This is a genomic window from Aquabacterium sp., assembly GCF_041915145.1.
In the GTDB taxonomy this organism is placed as follows: Bacteria; Pseudomonadota; Gammaproteobacteria; order Burkholderiales; family Burkholderiaceae_C; genus Aquabacterium.
In genome coordinates this window covers 1-14,980 of the sequence record NZ_JAYSBZ010000071.1, presented here as the reverse complement: position 1 = coordinate 14,980, position 14,980 = coordinate 1, and the positions used below count along the sequence as shown (strand labels likewise).

Below are 14,980 nucleotides of genomic sequence, written 5' to 3'. Positions count from 1 at the left end.
CCCGGCGACAACGTGTCGATCACCGTCAAGCTGATCGCCCCGATCGCCATGGAAGAAGGTCTGCGCTTCGCCATCCGTGAAGGCGGTCGTACCGTCGGCGCCGGCGTCGTGGCCAAGATCATTGAGTGATTTTTTGCTGGATGTAAGCCCCTTTCACGTCGCCTGCCCGGCGGCGTGAAGTGCTCGGTGTCGATCGAGCGTGGGGCTCGACCTGCCAACCTGCGGCCACCGGCCGCTGCGCTCTTTTAAGGAACCATCATGTCCAAGCAAAAAATCCGTATCCGCCTGAAGGCGTTTGATTACAAGCTCATCGACCAGTCGGCGCTCGAGATTGTTGATACCGCCAAGCGCACTGGCGCCATCGTCAAGGGCCCTGTGCCCCTGCCGACCCGCCTGCAGCGTTTCGACATCCTGCGCTCGCCGCACGTCAACAAGACGTCGCGCGACCAATTCGAAATCCGCACCCATCAGCGCTTGATGGATATCGTCGATCCGACTGACAAGACGGTTGATGCTCTGATGAAGCTCGATCTGCCTGCTGGTGTGGACGTCGAAATCAAGCTGCAATAAGCAGTCTGATTGGGGTGGCGTGACCTGCTATTTGCAGGGCGCGCCATTCTTGCTATAATTTTCAGCTTTCCTGCTCGCGCAGGAAGGTTTTGCTGCACGTTCGGCCTGCTCGCAGGTTGATCGTGACGGCGCAAGAGTCAGCCCGGCCAATCGTTGTCGGGTGTTTGAAACAAAGGCCTCGATAGGGGCTGGAGAAAACCATGACGACCTCGACTCAAGGCAATCGCCTTGGATTGCTGGGCCGCAAGATGGGCATGTTGCGCATCTTCACAGACGACGGCGATGCTGTTCCTGTGACGGTGATTGATGTGTCCAACAACCGCGTCACCCAGGTCAAAACCGTTGAAAACGACGGTTATAGCGCCCTCCAAGTGGCGTTCGGCGCGCGCAAGGCTTCGCGCGTGACCAAGCCTGAAGCTGGCCATCTCGCGAAAGCGGGCGTTGAGGCTGGTGAACTGCTCAAAGAGTTCCCTGTGACGCCCGAGGTGGCGGCTGAATACAAAGCTGGTGCAACCATTGCTCCGGCGGCCTTGTTTCAGCCTGGTCAGAAGGTCGACGTGCAGGGCACCTCGATCGGTAAGGGCTACGCTGGCACCATCAAGCGCCACAACTTCGGTTCGCAGCGCGCATCGCACGGTAACAGCCGTTCGCATAACGTGCCGGGTTCGATCTCGATGGCGCAGGATCCGGGCCGCGTGTTCCCGGGCAAGCGCATGACCGGCCACATGGGTGACGAAACCGTGACCACGCAAAACCTCGACATCGTGCGCGTTGACGAAGCCCGTCAACTGCTGCTGGTCAAGGGTGCCGTGCCTGGGGCCAAGGGTGGCTTTGTCACCGTGCATCCGGCAGTCAAGGTCAAGATCAAGAAAGGGGCCAACTGATGGCGCAGCTTGAGCTCCTGAACGAACAAGGCCAGTCGACCGCCAAGGTTGATGTGCCTGACACCGTTTTCGCCCGCGACTACAACGAAGCGCTGATCCACCAGATCGTGGTGGCCTATCAGGCCAACGCTCGTCAAGGTACGCGTGCTCAGAAAGACCGCACGACGGTGGCTCACACCACCAAGAAGCCGTGGCGCCAAAAGGGCACCGGACGCGCTCGTGCTGGTATGAGCTCGTCGCCGCTGTGGCGTGGGGGTGGTCGCACCTTCCCGAACAGCCCGGACGAAAACTTCACCCAGAAGGTCAACAAGAAGATGTATCGCGCCGGTATGGCCGCGATCTTCTCGCAGCTGGCTCGCGAAGGCCGTCTGGCCGTGATCGATTCGATCAAGGTCGAGGCGCCCAAGACCAAGCTGCTGGCCGCCAAGCTCAAGGCACTCAACCTCGACCACGTGCTCGTGATCGCCGATGAGGTCGATGAGAACCTGTTCCTCGCCTCGCGCAACCTGCCCAACGTGCTGGTTGTCGAGCCGCGTTACGCCGATCCGCTCTCGCTGGTCTTCTACAAGAAGGTGCTGGTGACCAAGGGCGCCATCGACAAGCTCAAGGAGTTGTTCGCATGAGCGCTCTGAATATCGAAGAAGGCCGCCTGTACCAGGTGCTCGTGGCCCCGATCGTGTCCGAAAAGGCCACGGCGGTTGCCGAAAACGGCAACCAGGTTGTGTTCAAGGTGCTGCGCGATGCCACCAAGCCCGAGATCAAGGCCGCTGTCGAGCTGCTGTTCAAGGTCGAGGTGAAGTCCGTGCAGGTGTTGAACCAAAAGGGCAAGACCAAGCGCTTTGGCCGCTTCACCGGTCGTCGTGACAACGTGAAGAAGGCTTATGTGTCGTTGAAGGACGGCCAAGAGCTCAACTTCTCTGGGGAGGCTGCGTAATGGCCATCGTCAAAGTCAAACCGACATCGCCTGGCCGCCGTGGCGTGGTCAAGGTCGTGCACAAGCACCTGCACAAGGGCGCACCCGAGGCATCGTTGCTGGAGCCGCAAAAGCAGAACGCTGGCCGCAACAACAACGGCCACATCACGATGCGTCACAAGGGTGGTGGTCACAAGCATCACTACCGTGTGGTCGACTTCAAGCGCAACAAGGACGGCATCCCGGCGAAGGTCGAGCGTATCGAGTACGACCCCAACCGCACCGCCCACATTGCTCTGCTGTGCTATGCCGACGGCGAGCGTCGCTACATCATTGCTCCGCGTGGCCTTGAAGTGGGCGCCACGCTGTTGAGCGGTTCTGAAGCGCCGATCAAGGCCGGCAACACGCTGCCGATCCGCAACATCCCGGTGGGCTCGACCATCCACGCGATCGAACTGCTGCCTGGCAAGGGTGCGCAGATGATTCGTTCGGCTGGCACCTCGGCTACGTTGATGGCCCGCGAAGGCACCTACGCTCAGATCCGTCTGCGCTCGGGTGAAGTTCGCAAGGTACACATCGAGTGCCGCGCCACCATCGGTGAAGTGAGCAACGAAGAGCACAGCCTGCGTCAATACGGCAAGGCCGGCGCGATCCGCTGGAAGGGCATCCGCCCGACTGTCCGTGGTGTCGCCATGAACCCGGTGGATCACCCGCACGGTGGTGGTGAAGGCCGTACCGGAGAGGGCCAAGTCCCTGTGTCGCCATGGAACACCATGACGAAGGGCTACCGCACTCGCAGCAACAAGCGCACGCAGACCTTCATTGTGTCGCGTCGTAAAAAGTAAGAGGTAGGTTATGGCTCGTTCACTTAAAAAAGGTCCGTTCGTAGACCATCACCTGCTGGCCAAGGTCGACAAGGCTGCCGCCACCAAGGACAAGAAGCCCGTCAAGACTTGGTCGCGTCGCTCGACCATCCTGCCGGAGTTCATTGGTCTGACCATCGCTGTCCACAATGGCAAGCAACACGTGCCCGTGTATGTGACCGACCAGATGGTCGGCCACAAGCTCGGCGAGTTCGCCCTGACCCGTACGTTCAAGGGTCACCCGGGTGACAAGAAGGCCAAGAAATAAGGAGCACGGCAATGTCTATCGAAACACGCGCTGTTGTTCGTGGCGTTCGTTTGTCGGCTGACAAGGGTCGTCTGGTCGCGGACATGATCCGCGGCAAGAAGGTCGATCAAGCGCTGAACATCCTGACGTTCACCCAGAAAAAGGCCGCCGGCATCATCAAGAAAGCGCTCGAATCGGCTATCGCCAATGCCGAGCACAACGATGGCGCCGACATCGACGAACTCAAGGTCAAGTCGATTTATGTGGAGCAAGGCACCACGCTGAAGCGTTTCACCGCCCGTGCAAAGGGTCGTGGCAATCGCATCAGCAAGGGCACCGCTCACATCTACGTGACCGTCGGCAACTGAGGCTGAGAAGACTATGGGACAAAAAATCCACCCGACCGGCTTCCGTCTGGCCGTCACACGCAATTGGTCGTCTCGCTGGTATGCATCGAACCGCAACTTCAGCCAGATGCTGTCTGAAGACCTGCAAGTTCGCGAGTTTCTGAAGAAGAAGCTCAAGAACGCGGCGGTGTCGCGCATCCTGATCGAGCGTCCGGCCAAGAATGCCCGCATCACGATTTACTCCGCCCGTCCGGGCGTGGTGATCGGCAAGAAGGGCGAAGACATCGAAAACCTGAAGGCTGAGCTGACCAAGCGTCTGGGCGTGCCCGTCGCCGTCAACATCGAAGAAGTGCGCAAGCCCGAAATCGATGCCCAGCTGATCGCAGACTCGATCACCCAGCAGCTCGAAAAGCGCATCATGTTCCGTCGCGCCATGAAGCGTGCGATGCAGAACGCCATGCGTCTGGGTGCTCAGGGCATCAAGATCATGTCGGCAGGCCGTTTGAACGGTATCGAAATCGCTCGTACCGAGTGGTATCGCGAAGGCCGTGTGCCCCTGCACACCCTGCGCGCTGACATCGACTACGGCACGTCGGAAGCCAAGACCACCTACGGCATCATCGGTGTCAAGGTGTGGGTCTACCGTGGTGACCGTCTGGCTTCTGGCGAAGCGCCGGTGATCAAGGATGATCGTCCGGAAGACGACCGTCGCAACCGTCGTGGCCCGCGTGGCGATCGTCCCTCTGGCGACCGTCGTCCGCCGCGTGGTGGGCGTGGTGCGCCTGCCGATGGCAGCGACAAGCCCGCTGAAGCCACCGCTGGCGCAGCCGATGCGCCCAAGGCTGCCGTGAAGCGCGTGCGCAAGGTCGCACCTGCTGCCGGCGAGGCCAAAGGAGAATAAACCATGTTGCAACCCAATCGTCGCAAGTTCCGCAAGGAACAAAAGGGCCGCAACACCGGCATCGCCACGCGCGGCACGACCGTCGCTTTTGGTGATTTCGGTTTGAAGGCCACGGAGCGCGGTCGTATCACTGCGCGCCAGATCGAAGCTGCTCGTCGTGCCATTTCGCGTCACGTCAAGCGTGGTGGTCGCATCTGGATCCGCATCTTCCCGGACAAGCCGATCTCCCAGAAGCCCGCCGAAGTGCGGATGGGTAACGGTAAGGGTAACCCGGAGTACTACGTGGCCGAAATCCAGCCCGGCAAGGTGCTGTACGAGATCCACGGCGTGCCCGAGCAACTCGCTCGCGAAGCCTTCCAACTGGCTTCGGCCAAGCTGCCGCTGCGCACGACTTTCGTCGCGCGTCAGCTCGGCGCTTGATGTCTAGGAGAAGCACATGACGATCGCCTCTGCAAAAAAGGCTTCTGAGTTGCGCGGCAAGGACGTTGCCGCCCTCGAAAAGGAAGTCAACGAGTTGCTCAAGGCCCACTTTGCATTGCGTATGCAAAAGGCCACCCAGCAGCTGAACAACACGGCCACGCTGCGCGTTGCGCGCCGCGACATCGCCCGCGCCAAGACCATCCTGGCGCAGAAGAAGGAAGGAGCCGCCAAATGACGACTCAAGAGACGCAAGGCCAAGCGAAGAACATTCGCACCCTGGTCGGCAAGGTGGTGAGCGACAAGCGCAACAAGACCGTCACGGTTCTGGTTGAGCGTCGCGTCAAGCACGAGCTCTACGGCAAGATCGTGGGCCGCTCGCGCAAGTACCACGCTCACGACGAGAACGGCGAGTTCAAGCTGGGCGACACCGTGGAGATCTCGGAATCGCGTCCGCTGTCCAAGACCAAGTCTTGGGTGGTGACCCGCCTGATCGAGAAGTCTCGCTTGGTGTAAGGCTTTGAGCCGCACGGCGCCATGGGCTTTCGGGCCGCATGGCACCTGACGACCGGAACGCTGGAATACTGGCGCTCCGGTCGTTTTGTTTTGGGCGGCCGAAGTTCTGTGAACATCAAGCGAGGAGCATGGTCATGTTGAAGGTTGGAGATCGCCTGCCGGCAGGCAAGCTGAGCGAGTACATCGAGGTCGAAGGCAATGGCTGCAGTCTCGGCCCGAATACCTTCGATATTGCCGAGCTGACCAAGGGCAAGACCATCGCGTTGTTTGCCCTGCCGGGCGCGTTCACGCCCACTTGCTCGGCACAGCATGTGCCGGGTTATGTGAAGCAGGCGCCGGCCTTGCGCGCAGCCGGGGTGGACGAGATCTGGTGTGTGTCGGTGAACGATGCCTTCGTGATGGGCGCGTGGGGCCGTGAGCAGAAAACCCAGGGTGCCGTGTGCATGATGGCGGACGGCAGCGGCACGTTCACGCAAGCCACCGGGCTGACACTGGATCTGGTGGCCGCGGGGCTGGGGCTGCGCTCGCAGCGCTATTCGGCCCTGGTGGTGGACGGCGTGGTGCGTACGCTGAACGTGGAGGCGCCAGGCAAGTTCGAGGTCAGCGATGCCGACACGATGCTGAAGCAGGCGCGCGAGGTGCTCGCTCGCTGAGCCTGGGGTGGGCAAACCGTGAGATATGGCATGCCGGGTGCGCGCGCTCGGCGTGTCAATGCGGTGAACTGTGCTAACGGCGCTGGCGTGGGGCAAATCAAACGTGCTACAGTGACCGCCATGCGTGCAGATCGTTTCTTCTTTGCGTATTACTGGTTCTCGCACCGCCCCGGCGGTTGGAGAGGTCAGCGCACAAGCATGTAACGACAGCGCCCACTGAATCCAACAAACCGCCGGGTGACCCCCGGCGGTTTTTTTTGCCTTTTGGAGAACAGCCAGATGAATGCGAAAACCAGTACCGCCGCTGAAGGGTGGGTCGCGCCAGCCGACAAGACTTCATCCACCGACGACGAACGGATCCGCAACGTGACACCGCTACCGCCGCCTGAAGCTCTGATTCGCTTCTTCCCGATTCGTGGCACGGGCATCGAGCTACTCGTGTCGGATACCCGTGATCGCATCCGCAAGATCATGTCGGGCAAGGATGACCGCCTGCTGGTGGTGATCGGCCCGTGTTCGATCCACGACCCGTCCGCCGCGCTCGACTATGCGCGTCGCCTGAAGGCCGAGCGCGAAGCGTTCAAGGACACGCTGGAAATCGTGATGCGGGTCTACTTCGAGAAGCCGCGCACGACGGTGGGCTGGAAGGGCCTGATCAACGATCCGTATCTGGACGAGAGCTATCGCATCGACGAAGGCCTGCGCATCGCACGCCAGTTGCTGCTCGAGATCAACCGCCAGGGCGTACCGGCCGGCAGCGAGTTCCTCGACGTGATCTCGCCGCAGTACATCGGCGATCTGATCTCGTGGGGCGCGATTGGGGCCCGCACGACTGAAAGCCAGGTGCACCGCGAGTTGTCGTCGGGCCTGTCGGCTCCCATCGGCTTCAAGAACGGCACCGACGGCAACATCAAGATCGCGACCGATGCCATCCAGGCGGCTGCGCGTCCGCACCACTTCCTGTCGGTGCACAAGAACGGTCAGGTCGCCATCGTCGAGACCAAGGGCAACAAGGACTGCCACGTGATCCTGCGCGGTGGCAAGGCGCCCAACTACGACGCGGCCAGCGTGGCGGCGGCCGTGAAAGACCTCGAAGCCGCGAAGCTGAACCCCAGCTTGATGGTGGACTTCTCGCACGCCAATTCGAGCAAGCAGCACGAGCGCCAGGTCGATGTGGCGCGCGACATCGCGGCGCAGGTCAGCGGCGGTTCGCGCAGCGTGTTCGGCGTGATGGTCGAGAGCCATCTGACGCCGGGAGCGCAGAAGTTCACGCCGGGCAAGGACGACCCGGCAGCGCTCGAATACGGCAAGAGCATCACCGATGCCTGCATCGGTTGGGACGACTCGCTGACCGTGCTGCAGGTGTTGTCCGACGCTGTCAAGCAACGTCGCAAGGGTTGACCCAACCCGAGCCGCTCGGCGCCTGAGCGGCCCATCAAAAAGCCCGCCGCGCTGGATGCGTGGGCGGGCTTTTTTGCGGGCGCGCGAGGAGTCAGTTCAACCATCCCTTGCGTCGGAAGTACCAGAACGGCGTGATGACCGAGGCGACCATGATGGCCAGCGCGAAGGGGTAGCCCAGCGACCAGTCGAGCTCGGGCATGGCCTTGAAGTTCATGCCGTAGATGCTGGCGATCAGCGTGGGTGGCAGCAGGGCCACCGAGGCCACCGAGAAGATCTTGATGATCTTGTTCTGGTTGATGTTGATGAAGCCGACGGTGGCGTCCATCAAGAAGTTGATCTTGTCGAACAAGAAGGCCGTGTGGCTGTCGAGCGAATCGATGTCGCGCAAGATCTGCCGTGCCTCCTCGAACTGATCGGCGCCCAGCATGCGGCTGCGCATCATGAAGCTCAGCGCTCGGCGCGTGTCCATCACGTTGCGGCGGATTCGGCCGTTGAGGTCTTCTTGTCGGGCGATGTCGGCCAGCGCGGTGGCGGCGGCGGCATCGTTGACTTCGGACTTCAGCACGCGCTGGCTGACCTTGTCGAGATCGTCGTAGATGCCTTCGAGCGCGTCGGCCGAATACTCGGCGTCGGCGTCGTAGAGCTTGAGCAGCACGTCCTTGGCGTCTTCGATCAGGGCCGGGATGCGGCGCGCGCGCATGCGCAGCAGGCGGAAGACGGGCAGGTCTTCGCTGTGGATCGAGAACAGCACGTTGCGGTGCAGGATGAACGCGACGCGGACGTTGCGCGGGGCCTCTTCGTCGTCGATCAGGAAGTCGGAGCGGATGTGGATGGCGCCGCCCTCTTCGTAGAAGCGGGCCGATTCTTCGAGGTCGTCGTCGATGATGTTGTCGGGAATGATCAGGCCGAAGCGGCCGGCGATCCAGCTCTTCTCGACAGGCGACGGGTTTTCGAGGTCGACCCACACGGGCTCGACCGGGGCCAGCGCGGCGGCGCTGTCGATCTCTTCCTGAAAGAGCCGGCCACTGGCCAGCGTGAAAACATTGAGCATGAGGGACTCCAACCGCGACGCTCGCGGGGTGGTGGGCAAGGCGCGCTGCCCCGGCGCGGTATGGTACTGCGCCATGACGACCGCATTGCCCGCCAGCCGACTCCCGGCACGCCTCGATCTCAACCTGTTTCGCGTGCTCGATGCCATCCACACCCAGGGCGGCATTTCGGGCGCGGCGCGCAGCCTGCACGTCAGCCAGCCCGCTGTGAGCCATGCACTGCGCCGGCTGCGCGAAGCCTTCGATGATCATCTGTTCGTGCGGCAGGGCAACCGCATGCAGCCCACCGAGTTGACGCGGCGCATCCTGCCGGACGTGCAGGCCCACCTGCGCGGCCTGGGTGACTTGCTGCACAGCGCCCAGGTATTCGAGCTGGCGACGCTGGAGATGACCTTCCGAGTCGGCGTGCGCGACGTGATGGAGGCCATCACCTTCCCGAGTCTGATGCAGCAGATCTCGCAGGCCGCGCCGGGCGTGGCGATCACCAGCCGACGCGTGCCGCGCGAATCGCTGGAGCGCGAGTTGACCAGCGGCGGGCTCGATCTGGCCATCGAGCGCAAGACCCGCCTGGGGCCCCGCATCCGCTCGATCAAGCTGGCCGAAGAATCGCTGGCCGTGGTGGCGCGCAAGCCGGACAAGCCCCGCGTGGCGCGCAAGCCGGGCATGGCGGCCTATCTGGCGGCGCGGCATGTGGTGGTGACGCTGGGCAGCGAGGCCGGCGACCCGCTGGATCGCATCCTGGCCGAGCAGGGCGTGGAGCGCCGCGTGGCCTTGCGCTGCCAGCACTACTTTGCCGCCGCGCAGGTGGTGTCGCAGACGGACTCATTGCTGACGATGCCGCGCACGTATGCCCGCGAGCTGGCGCGCGTGCTGCCGCTGGCGGTGCACGAGCCGCCGTTCCCGGTGCCGGCGCTGGAGATCATGATGTACTGGCACGCCGACCGCGAAGCCGACCCTGCGCACCGATGGCTGCGCGAGATGGTGCAGTCCGGCGCCGAGCAGGTCATAAGACTGACGAATAGGCGACGATGATTAATCATCATTTGCCTGCATGGTTGGCGCTGACTACGATGCAGCACGATTGATGAGCCAGGAGACCGCCATGAACTTCGAACCCAGCGCCCGCGCCCAAGACTACGCAGCCCGCGTGCGTGCTTTCATCGAGCAGCACATCGCCCCGATCGAGCAGGGCCACTGGAACGAGATCCTCGCCGCCAACCACGGAGGCGACTGGACGAAGTGGACGATCCCGGCGCACGTTGAAGAGCTGAAGGCCAAGGCCAAGGCCGAGGGCCTGTGGAACCTGTTCCTGCCCGACGCCGCTCACGGCCCGGGCCTGAGCACGCTCGAATACGCGCTGAGCGCCGAAGAGATGGGCAAGAGCCTGATGGCGCCCGAGATCTTCAATTGCAATGCACCCGACAGCGGCAACATGGAAGTGATCTGGAAGTACGGCAGCGACGCGCAGAAAGAGCAATGGCTCAAGCCGCTGCTGAACGGCGAGATTCGTTCGGTGTTCTGCATGACCGAGCCCGATGTGGCGTCGTCCGATGCCACCAACATGCAGGCCACGGCCATCGTCGAGGGCGACGAGATCGTGCTCAACGGCAAGAAGTGGTGGTCGTCGGGCATTGGCGACCCGCGCGCCAAGATCGCGATCTTCATGGCGCACACGCCCAACCCCGATGCCGACCGCCACCACCAGCATTCGATGGTGCTGGTGCCGCTCGACGCGCCGGGCATCGAGATCAAACGCATGGTGCCGGTGTTCGGCGAGATGGACGAGCCGCACGGCCACGGCGAGGTGCACTTCACGAATGTGCGCGTGCCGGTCGCCAACTTCATCAGCGGCCCGGGCATGGGCTTCGAGATCGCGCAAGGCCGGCTCGGCCCGGGTCGCATCCACCACTGCATGCGCTGCATCGGCGCGGCCGAGCATGCATTGACCTTGATGATCCGGCGCGGCATGAGCCGCACCGCGTTCAAGAAGCCGCTGCTCAACCTGGGCGGCAACCGCGAGCGCGTGGCCGAGGCGCGCATCGCCATCGACCAGGCTCGCCTGCTCACGCTGTATGCGGCCTGGAAGATCGACCAGGTCGGCTCGATGGGGGCGATGACCGAGATATCGGCGATCAAGGTGGCGGCGCCCAACATGCTGCAGATGGTGGTGGACATGGCGATCCAGATCCACGGTGGCGCGGGCGTGTCGCGCGACACGCCGCTCACCGCCTACTTCATGCAGGGCCGCAGCCTGCGTCTGGCCGATGGCCCGGACGAAGTGCACAAGGGCGTGATCGCGCGCATCGAGTTGATGAAGCAAGGGTTCTTCAAGTGAGCGTGACGCAGACTCCAGGCGCCGCGAGCGTGATCGACGTGGCCGGCGACGTGCGTGCCGGTGAAGAGCTGAACGTTGGCGCCGTCGATGCCTGGATCAAGCAGCAGCGGCCCGAGCTGATCGGCCTGCCGAAGATCACGCAGTACTCGGGCGGTGCGTCGAACTGGACGTACCGCGTTCAATATGCGCCCAGCAGCTCGGGCGCGACCGACTTCATCCTGCGCCGCCCGCCCGCCGGCACCAAGGCCAAGTCGGCGCACGACATGGGGCGCGAGTTTCGCGTGCAGTCGGCGCTGAAGCCGGTCTACCCGGTCGTGCCGAACATGGTGGGCTTGTGCTCGGACGAATCGGTGCTGGGCTGCGAGTTCTACGTGATGGAGCGCGTCGAGGGCATCATCCCGCGCAAGAACATGCCGCGCGGCTTGCAGCTCGATGCCGCAGCCACGCGCCGGCTCTGCACCAACGTGCTCGACAAGCTGATCGAGCTGCACCGTGTGGACGTCAAAGCGGCGGGCCTCGAATCGCTCGGCAAGGGCAGCGGCTATTGCCAGCGCCAGATCGAGGGTTGGGGCGACCGGTTTGAGGCGGCGCGCACCTGGAACGTGCCCAGCTACCGCTACGTGCGGGCCTGGCTGAAAGAGCGCACGCCGCAAGACGTGTCCAACTGCGTGATCCACAACGACTGGCGCTTCGACAACGTGGTGCTGGCCGCCGACGATCCGACGCGCGTGATCGGCGTGCTCGACTGGGAGATGGCCACGCTCGGCGACCCGCTGATGGACCTGGGCAACAGCCTGGCCTACTGGGTGCAGGCCGACGACAACAAGCTGATGCAGGCCACGCGCCGCCAGCCCACGCATCTGCCCGGCATGTTGAAGCGGCAAGAGGTGATCGAGTACTACCTCGATCGCAGCGGCCTCGGCAAGCAGGTCAGCGCGGCGGACTTCGCTTTCTACGAGGTCTACGGGCTCTTTCGCCTGGCCGGCATCGCGCAGCAGATCTATTACCGCTACCACCACAAGCAGACGCGCAACCCGGCGTTCAAGAACTTCTGGATCATGGTCAATTACTTCGATTGGCGCTGCAAGGCCATCATCAAGCAGGCCAAGCGATGAACAAGGCATTGAACTGACATGGGTGCGATCTACCTGCTGCGCCACGGCCAGGCCTCGTTCGGCGGCGACAACTACGACCAGCTCTCGCCGAACGGCCACGCGCAGGCGCGTGTGCTCGGGCAAGCGTTGAAGGCGCGCGGCGTGATCCCCGACGCGGCGATCAGCGGCACGATGCAGCGGCATCTCGATACAGCCAGTGGTTGTCTGACGGAGTTGGGCGCCGTGCTGTCGGTGCGGCAGCATGCGGGCGTCAACGAGTTCGATCATGAGAACGTGATCCGGGTGGCCGAGCCGCGCTACGCCGACAAGCTGGCGATGATGACGGACTTCGCTGCCTCGGGCGACCCGCGCCGCGCGTTCCAGTCCTTCTTCAAGGGCGCGGTCGAGCGCTGGGTGGGGGGCGAGCATGCGGCCGAATACGCTGAGCCGTGGACGGCCTTCAAGCAGCGCTGCGTGGCCGCGCTGAATGATGTGGTGGCGGCCACGGCGCCCAAGGGCACGACCCTGGTCTTCACCTCGGGCGGCTTCATCAGCGTGGTGTGCGCGCACCTGCTGGGCCTGAGCGACACGCAAGCGTTTGCGATCAACTGGACGCTGGCCAACGCCGGCATCACCAAGCTCGTGACGGGGCGCGACGGCCTGCATCTCGTCTCGATCAACGAACACGCCCACCTGGAAGGCGCCACGCCGGCGCTGCTGACTTATCGATAACCGGAGACCACATGGCCACGCTGAGAAAAACGATCTTGATTACCGGCGCCAGCTCGGGCCTGGGCGAGGGCATGGCGCGCGAGTTCGCCCGGCGCGGGCGCGACCTGGCGCTGTGCGCGCGGCGCACCGACCGGCTCGACGCGCTGCGCGACGAGCTGCTGCGGGCGAATCCGAAGATCCGCGTCAGCGTGCGCGCGCTCGACGTGAACAACCACGCGCAGGTGTTCGAGGTCTTTCATGCCTTTGCCCAGGAGTTGGGCGGGCTCGACCGCGTCATCGTCAACGCCGGCATGGGCAAGGGTCAGCCGCTGGGCATGGGGTATTTCTTCAAGGCCAATTTGCAGACGGCGCAAACCAACTTCGTGGCCGCGGTGGCGCAATGCGAGGCGGCGCTGGAGATCTTTCGCAAGCAGGGCCATGGGCACTTGGTGACGATCTCGTCGATGAGCGCGATGCGCGGGCTGCCGGGCAACGTGAGCGTCTACGCGGCCACCAAGGCCGGGCTGGCGGCGCTCAGCGAGGGCATTCGCGCCGAGTTCATCAAGAAGAAGCTGCCGATCGCGGTGACGACGATCTTCCCGGGCTACATCCGCAGCGAGATCAACGCCAAGGTCAAGAAGACGCCCTTCATGGTGGACACCGAAACCGGCTGCCGCGCGCTGGCCGTGGCCATCGAGAAAGAACCCGCCGAGGCCTGCGTGCCGAGCTGGCCGTGGCGGCTGATCGGCTGGTACATGCGCCACGCGCCCCTGAGCTGGGTGGCCAAGGGCAACTGAGGCGGCTCAGTCGGCCAGCACGCAGCGGTTGCCGCCGCTGGCCTGGGCGGCGTGCAGACCGCGCTCGGCGCGTGCCAGCAGTTGCGCCAGGGGCTCGCCCGCCCGGTATTCGGCAATGCCGCACGACAGCGTGGCGCCGAGCGGCGGCGGGCCGAGCTGGGTCGCCACTTGCGCGCGCAATCGGTCGAGCCCTTGCACGCACAGCGGGCTGGCGGCGGTGTCGGGCAGCAGGGCCAGCAATTCTTGCGGGCTCCAGCGGCCGAGCAGATCGGTGGCGCGCAGCGTGGTCCGCCCCAGGGTGGCCAGGCGCCGCAGCAGCCCGAGGTCGTCGGCCACGCCGCGCTGCACGACGTCGGCGCTCACGCGAGGGGTGAGCCGCATCAGGGCCACGCAGAAGCGCTGGCCGGTGCGTTCGCAGCGCGCCACTTCGCGCTCCAGCCATTCGGCGAGGTGGGCACGCGCGTAGACGCCGGTGACCGGGTCGTGGATCAGCTGCGAGCGCAGATGCTCGATGGCGTCGGCCAGCGCGCCCTGTTCTTGCTGCACCTGGGCGCGATGGCGGCTGAAGCGATAGGACTGCACGCCGATGCTGATGATCACGTAGCACGAGGTGGCGACGATCAGCGCGTCGAACACGAAGCGGCGCGAGTCGCTGGGCGGGTTCCAGGTCGAGCCAAGGGCCAGCAGCAGAAGGACGACGGCACTGGTCGTCGTCACGCGTGTCTGGCGCGCGGTCAGCACGGCCATGCCGAACAGCTGCACGAAGCACATGAGTTGCAGCATCGCGTAGCGCAGGTCGGGCACGGTGGCGATGCCCAGGGCGCAGACGAGGGAGCCGAACAGCAGCTGCGGCAACGCCAGTTGCGAGTCGGGCCAGCGCGCCGACCAGCCGCTGCGGATCAGCGGGTAGAAGACCAGGATGCCGAACAGGTCGCACGCCGTCAGCGCGCGGGCGGCGGTCGGGGTGATGAGGCCGTGCGGCAGGGCGTAGCCGTGCATCAGCGTGAGCCAGAACGCATAGATCAGGATGCCGCCGAGCGACAGCCGCAGGCGCTCGCGGAGCCGGGTGGAGGGGCCCAGCACGAGCTGGCCGAGCCACGGTGGCCCGCGCCTCAACCAGGTTAGGAGGCCACCCGATGCCGGCGGCGCGGGGCCGGCGCGATCGGTGGCCACGCGCATGATCGGGCGGAGGCGACGCGCGCGAGGCGACGCGGCCGTGGCGGGCGGGGCGGCGGCGCGGCGCCGGCCCAGCTGGTTGAGCAGGGCGCGGCTGCCGCGCGTG

The 14,980-nt window shown here is 64.2% G+C and carries 20 protein-coding genes and 1 pseudogene; 19 read left to right on the top strand and 2 right to left on the bottom strand.

Going from position 1 to position 14,980, the window contains the following annotated elements:
• The 14 genes and pseudogenes from ACE3SS_RS12460 to ACE3SS_RS12395 form a co-directional block, all read left to right on the top strand.
• Positions 1 to 129, top strand: a pseudogene (locus tag ACE3SS_RS12460) (elongation factor Tu); the annotation flags it as partial.
• Positions 130 to 258: 129 nt separating this feature from the next.
• Positions 259 to 570, top strand: coding sequence for a 30S ribosomal protein S10 (gene rpsJ / locus ACE3SS_RS12455; RefSeq protein WP_374594385.1), 312 nt, complete (start codon positions 259 to 261; stop codon positions 568 to 570).
• Positions 571 to 770: 200 nt separating this feature from the next.
• Positions 771 to 1,454, top strand: a complete 684-nt coding sequence (rplC, locus tag ACE3SS_RS12450; protein WP_374594383.1) for a 50S ribosomal protein L3 — start codon at positions 771 to 773, stop codon at positions 1,452 to 1,454.
• Positions 1,454 to 2,077, top strand: a complete 624-nt coding sequence (rplD, locus tag ACE3SS_RS12445; RefSeq protein ID WP_374594381.1) for a 50S ribosomal protein L4 — start codon at positions 1,454 to 1,456, stop codon at positions 2,075 to 2,077. Before rplC ends, rplD begins: the two co-directional genes overlap by 1 nt.
• Positions 2,074 to 2,388: a 50S ribosomal protein L23 gene (gene rplW / locus ACE3SS_RS12440; protein WP_374594379.1), complete on the top strand. Its 315-nt coding sequence runs from the start codon at positions 2,074 to 2,076 to the stop codon at positions 2,386 to 2,388. Before rplD ends, rplW begins: the two co-directional genes overlap by 4 nt.
• Entirely contained in the window at positions 2,388 to 3,212 is an 825-nt protein-coding gene (gene rplB / locus ACE3SS_RS12435) for a 50S ribosomal protein L2 (RefSeq protein WP_374594377.1), read from the top strand. The genes rplW and rplB overlap by 1 nt, the downstream gene beginning before the upstream one ends.
• A gap of 10 nt (positions 3,213 to 3,222) precedes the next feature.
• Positions 3,223 to 3,498: a 30S ribosomal protein S19 gene (gene rpsS / locus ACE3SS_RS12430; protein ID WP_374594375.1), complete on the top strand. Its 276-nt coding sequence runs from the start codon at positions 3,223 to 3,225 to the stop codon at positions 3,496 to 3,498.
• 11 nt (positions 3,499 to 3,509) lie between these two features.
• A complete protein-coding gene (gene rplV, locus ACE3SS_RS12425; protein WP_374594373.1) occupies positions 3,510 to 3,845 on the top strand; it encodes a 50S ribosomal protein L22 in 336 nt (111 codons plus the stop codon).
• Between the two features lie 13 nt (positions 3,846 to 3,858).
• Positions 3,859 to 4,725, top strand: a complete 867-nt coding sequence (gene rpsC / locus ACE3SS_RS12420) for a 30S ribosomal protein S3 (RefSeq protein ID WP_374594371.1) — start codon at positions 3,859 to 3,861, stop codon at positions 4,723 to 4,725.
• A 3-nt stretch (positions 4,726 to 4,728) separates the two neighbouring features.
• Positions 4,729 to 5,145: a 50S ribosomal protein L16 gene (gene rplP, locus ACE3SS_RS12415; protein ID WP_374594369.1), complete on the top strand. Its 417-nt coding sequence runs from the start codon at positions 4,729 to 4,731 to the stop codon at positions 5,143 to 5,145.
• Positions 5,146 to 5,161: 16 nt separating this feature from the next.
• Entirely contained in the window at positions 5,162 to 5,380 is a 219-nt protein-coding gene (gene rpmC / locus ACE3SS_RS12410; RefSeq protein WP_374594367.1) for a 50S ribosomal protein L29, read from the top strand.
• Entirely contained in the window at positions 5,377 to 5,658 is a 282-nt protein-coding gene (gene rpsQ, locus ACE3SS_RS12405) for a 30S ribosomal protein S17 (RefSeq protein WP_374594365.1), read from the top strand. Before rpmC ends, rpsQ begins: the two co-directional genes overlap by 4 nt.
• A 134-nt stretch (positions 5,659 to 5,792) precedes the next feature.
• Positions 5,793 to 6,311, top strand: a complete 519-nt coding sequence (locus tag ACE3SS_RS12400; RefSeq protein WP_374594363.1) for a peroxiredoxin — start codon at positions 5,793 to 5,795, stop codon at positions 6,309 to 6,311.
• Positions 6,312 to 6,590: 279 nt separating this feature from the next.
• Positions 6,591 to 7,712 (top strand): 3-deoxy-7-phosphoheptulonate synthase, encoded by a 1,122-nt coding sequence (locus ACE3SS_RS12395; protein ID WP_374594361.1) that lies wholly within the window; start codon positions 6,591 to 6,593, stop codon positions 7,710 to 7,712.
• 91 nt (positions 7,713 to 7,803) lie between these two features.
• Here ACE3SS_RS12395 and corA read toward each other — a convergent pair whose 3' ends face one another.
• Positions 7,804 to 8,763, bottom strand: a complete 960-nt coding sequence (gene corA, locus ACE3SS_RS12390; RefSeq protein ID WP_374594387.1) for a magnesium/cobalt transporter CorA — start codon at positions 8,761 to 8,763, stop codon at positions 7,804 to 7,806.
• A 73-nt stretch (positions 8,764 to 8,836) separates the two neighbouring features.
• Here corA and ACE3SS_RS12385 point away from each other — a divergent pair, with 73 nt between their 5' ends.
• The 5 genes from ACE3SS_RS12385 to ACE3SS_RS12365 all read left to right on the top strand — a co-directional run bounded on the left by ACE3SS_RS12385 (position 8,837) and on the right by ACE3SS_RS12365 (position 13,698).
• Complete coding sequence (locus ACE3SS_RS12385; RefSeq protein WP_374594359.1) at positions 8,837 to 9,793, top strand: LysR family transcriptional regulator; 957 nt, start codon at positions 8,837 to 8,839, stop codon at positions 9,791 to 9,793.
• Between the two features lie 70 nt (positions 9,794 to 9,863).
• On the top strand, positions 9,864 to 11,096 hold the full coding sequence (locus tag ACE3SS_RS12380; protein WP_374594357.1) for an acyl-CoA dehydrogenase family protein: 1,233 nt from the start codon (positions 9,864 to 9,866) through the stop codon (positions 11,094 to 11,096).
• A 2-nt stretch (positions 11,097 to 11,098) separates the two neighbouring features.
• The gene (locus ACE3SS_RS12375) at positions 11,099 to 12,211 is read left to right on the top strand and encodes a phosphotransferase family protein (RefSeq protein ID WP_374594355.1); all 1,113 of its coding nucleotides are present in this window, start codon (positions 11,099 to 11,101) and stop codon (positions 12,209 to 12,211) included.
• A gap of 18 nt (positions 12,212 to 12,229) precedes the next feature.
• The gene (locus tag ACE3SS_RS12370; RefSeq protein WP_374594353.1) at positions 12,230 to 12,922 is read left to right on the top strand and encodes a histidine phosphatase family protein; all 693 of its coding nucleotides are present in this window, start codon (positions 12,230 to 12,232) and stop codon (positions 12,920 to 12,922) included.
• 11 nt (positions 12,923 to 12,933) lie between these two features.
• Positions 12,934 to 13,698, top strand: coding sequence for an SDR family oxidoreductase (locus ACE3SS_RS12365; RefSeq protein WP_374594351.1), 765 nt, complete (start codon positions 12,934 to 12,936; stop codon positions 13,696 to 13,698).
• Positions 13,699 to 13,704: 6 nt separating this feature from the next.
• Here the strand turns inward: ACE3SS_RS12365 and ACE3SS_RS12360 are convergent.
• Positions 13,705 to 14,980, bottom strand: a 1,276-nt coding sequence (locus ACE3SS_RS12360; RefSeq protein WP_374594350.1) for a GGDEF domain-containing protein, incomplete at its 5' end; no start/stop codon positions are given.

What these genes read in the sequence shown, in the direction of transcription:
- rpsJ (WP_374594385.1), top strand. Translation starts at nt 259, where the DNA reads ATGTCCAAGCAAAAAATCCGTATCCGCCTGAAGGCGTTTGATTACAAG.
- rplC (WP_374594383.1), top strand. Translation starts at nt 771, where the DNA reads ATGACGACCTCGACTCAAGGCAATCGCCTTGGATTGCTGGGCCGCAAG.
- rplD (WP_374594381.1), top strand. Translation starts at nt 1,454, where the DNA reads ATGGCGCAGCTTGAGCTCCTGAACGAACAAGGCCAGTCGACCGCCAAG.
- rplW (WP_374594379.1), top strand. Translation starts at nt 2,074, where the DNA reads ATGAGCGCTCTGAATATCGAAGAAGGCCGCCTGTACCAGGTGCTCGTG.
- rplB (WP_374594377.1), top strand. Translation starts at nt 2,388, where the DNA reads ATGGCCATCGTCAAAGTCAAACCGACATCGCCTGGCCGCCGTGGCGTG.
- rpsS (WP_374594375.1), top strand. Translation starts at nt 3,223, where the DNA reads ATGGCTCGTTCACTTAAAAAAGGTCCGTTCGTAGACCATCACCTGCTG.
- rplV (WP_374594373.1), top strand. Translation starts at nt 3,510, where the DNA reads ATGTCTATCGAAACACGCGCTGTTGTTCGTGGCGTTCGTTTGTCGGCT.
- rpsC (WP_374594371.1), top strand. Translation starts at nt 3,859, where the DNA reads ATGGGACAAAAAATCCACCCGACCGGCTTCCGTCTGGCCGTCACACGC.
- rplP (WP_374594369.1), top strand. Translation starts at nt 4,729, where the DNA reads ATGTTGCAACCCAATCGTCGCAAGTTCCGCAAGGAACAAAAGGGCCGC.
- rpmC (WP_374594367.1), top strand. Translation starts at nt 5,162, where the DNA reads ATGACGATCGCCTCTGCAAAAAAGGCTTCTGAGTTGCGCGGCAAGGAC.
- rpsQ (WP_374594365.1), top strand. Translation starts at nt 5,377, where the DNA reads ATGACGACTCAAGAGACGCAAGGCCAAGCGAAGAACATTCGCACCCTG.
- ACE3SS_RS12400 (WP_374594363.1), top strand. Translation starts at nt 5,793, where the DNA reads ATGTTGAAGGTTGGAGATCGCCTGCCGGCAGGCAAGCTGAGCGAGTAC.
- ACE3SS_RS12395 (WP_374594361.1), top strand. Translation starts at nt 6,591, where the DNA reads ATGAATGCGAAAACCAGTACCGCCGCTGAAGGGTGGGTCGCGCCAGCC.
- corA (WP_374594387.1), bottom strand. Translation starts at nt 8,763, where the DNA reads ATGCTCAATGTTTTCACGCTGGCCAGTGGCCGGCTCTTTCAGGAAGAG.
- ACE3SS_RS12385 (WP_374594359.1), top strand. Translation starts at nt 8,837, where the DNA reads ATGACGACCGCATTGCCCGCCAGCCGACTCCCGGCACGCCTCGATCTC.
- ACE3SS_RS12380 (WP_374594357.1), top strand. Translation starts at nt 9,864, where the DNA reads ATGAACTTCGAACCCAGCGCCCGCGCCCAAGACTACGCAGCCCGCGTG.
- ACE3SS_RS12370 (WP_374594353.1), top strand. Translation starts at nt 12,230, where the DNA reads ATGGGTGCGATCTACCTGCTGCGCCACGGCCAGGCCTCGTTCGGCGGC.
- ACE3SS_RS12365 (WP_374594351.1), top strand. Translation starts at nt 12,934, where the DNA reads ATGGCCACGCTGAGAAAAACGATCTTGATTACCGGCGCCAGCTCGGGC.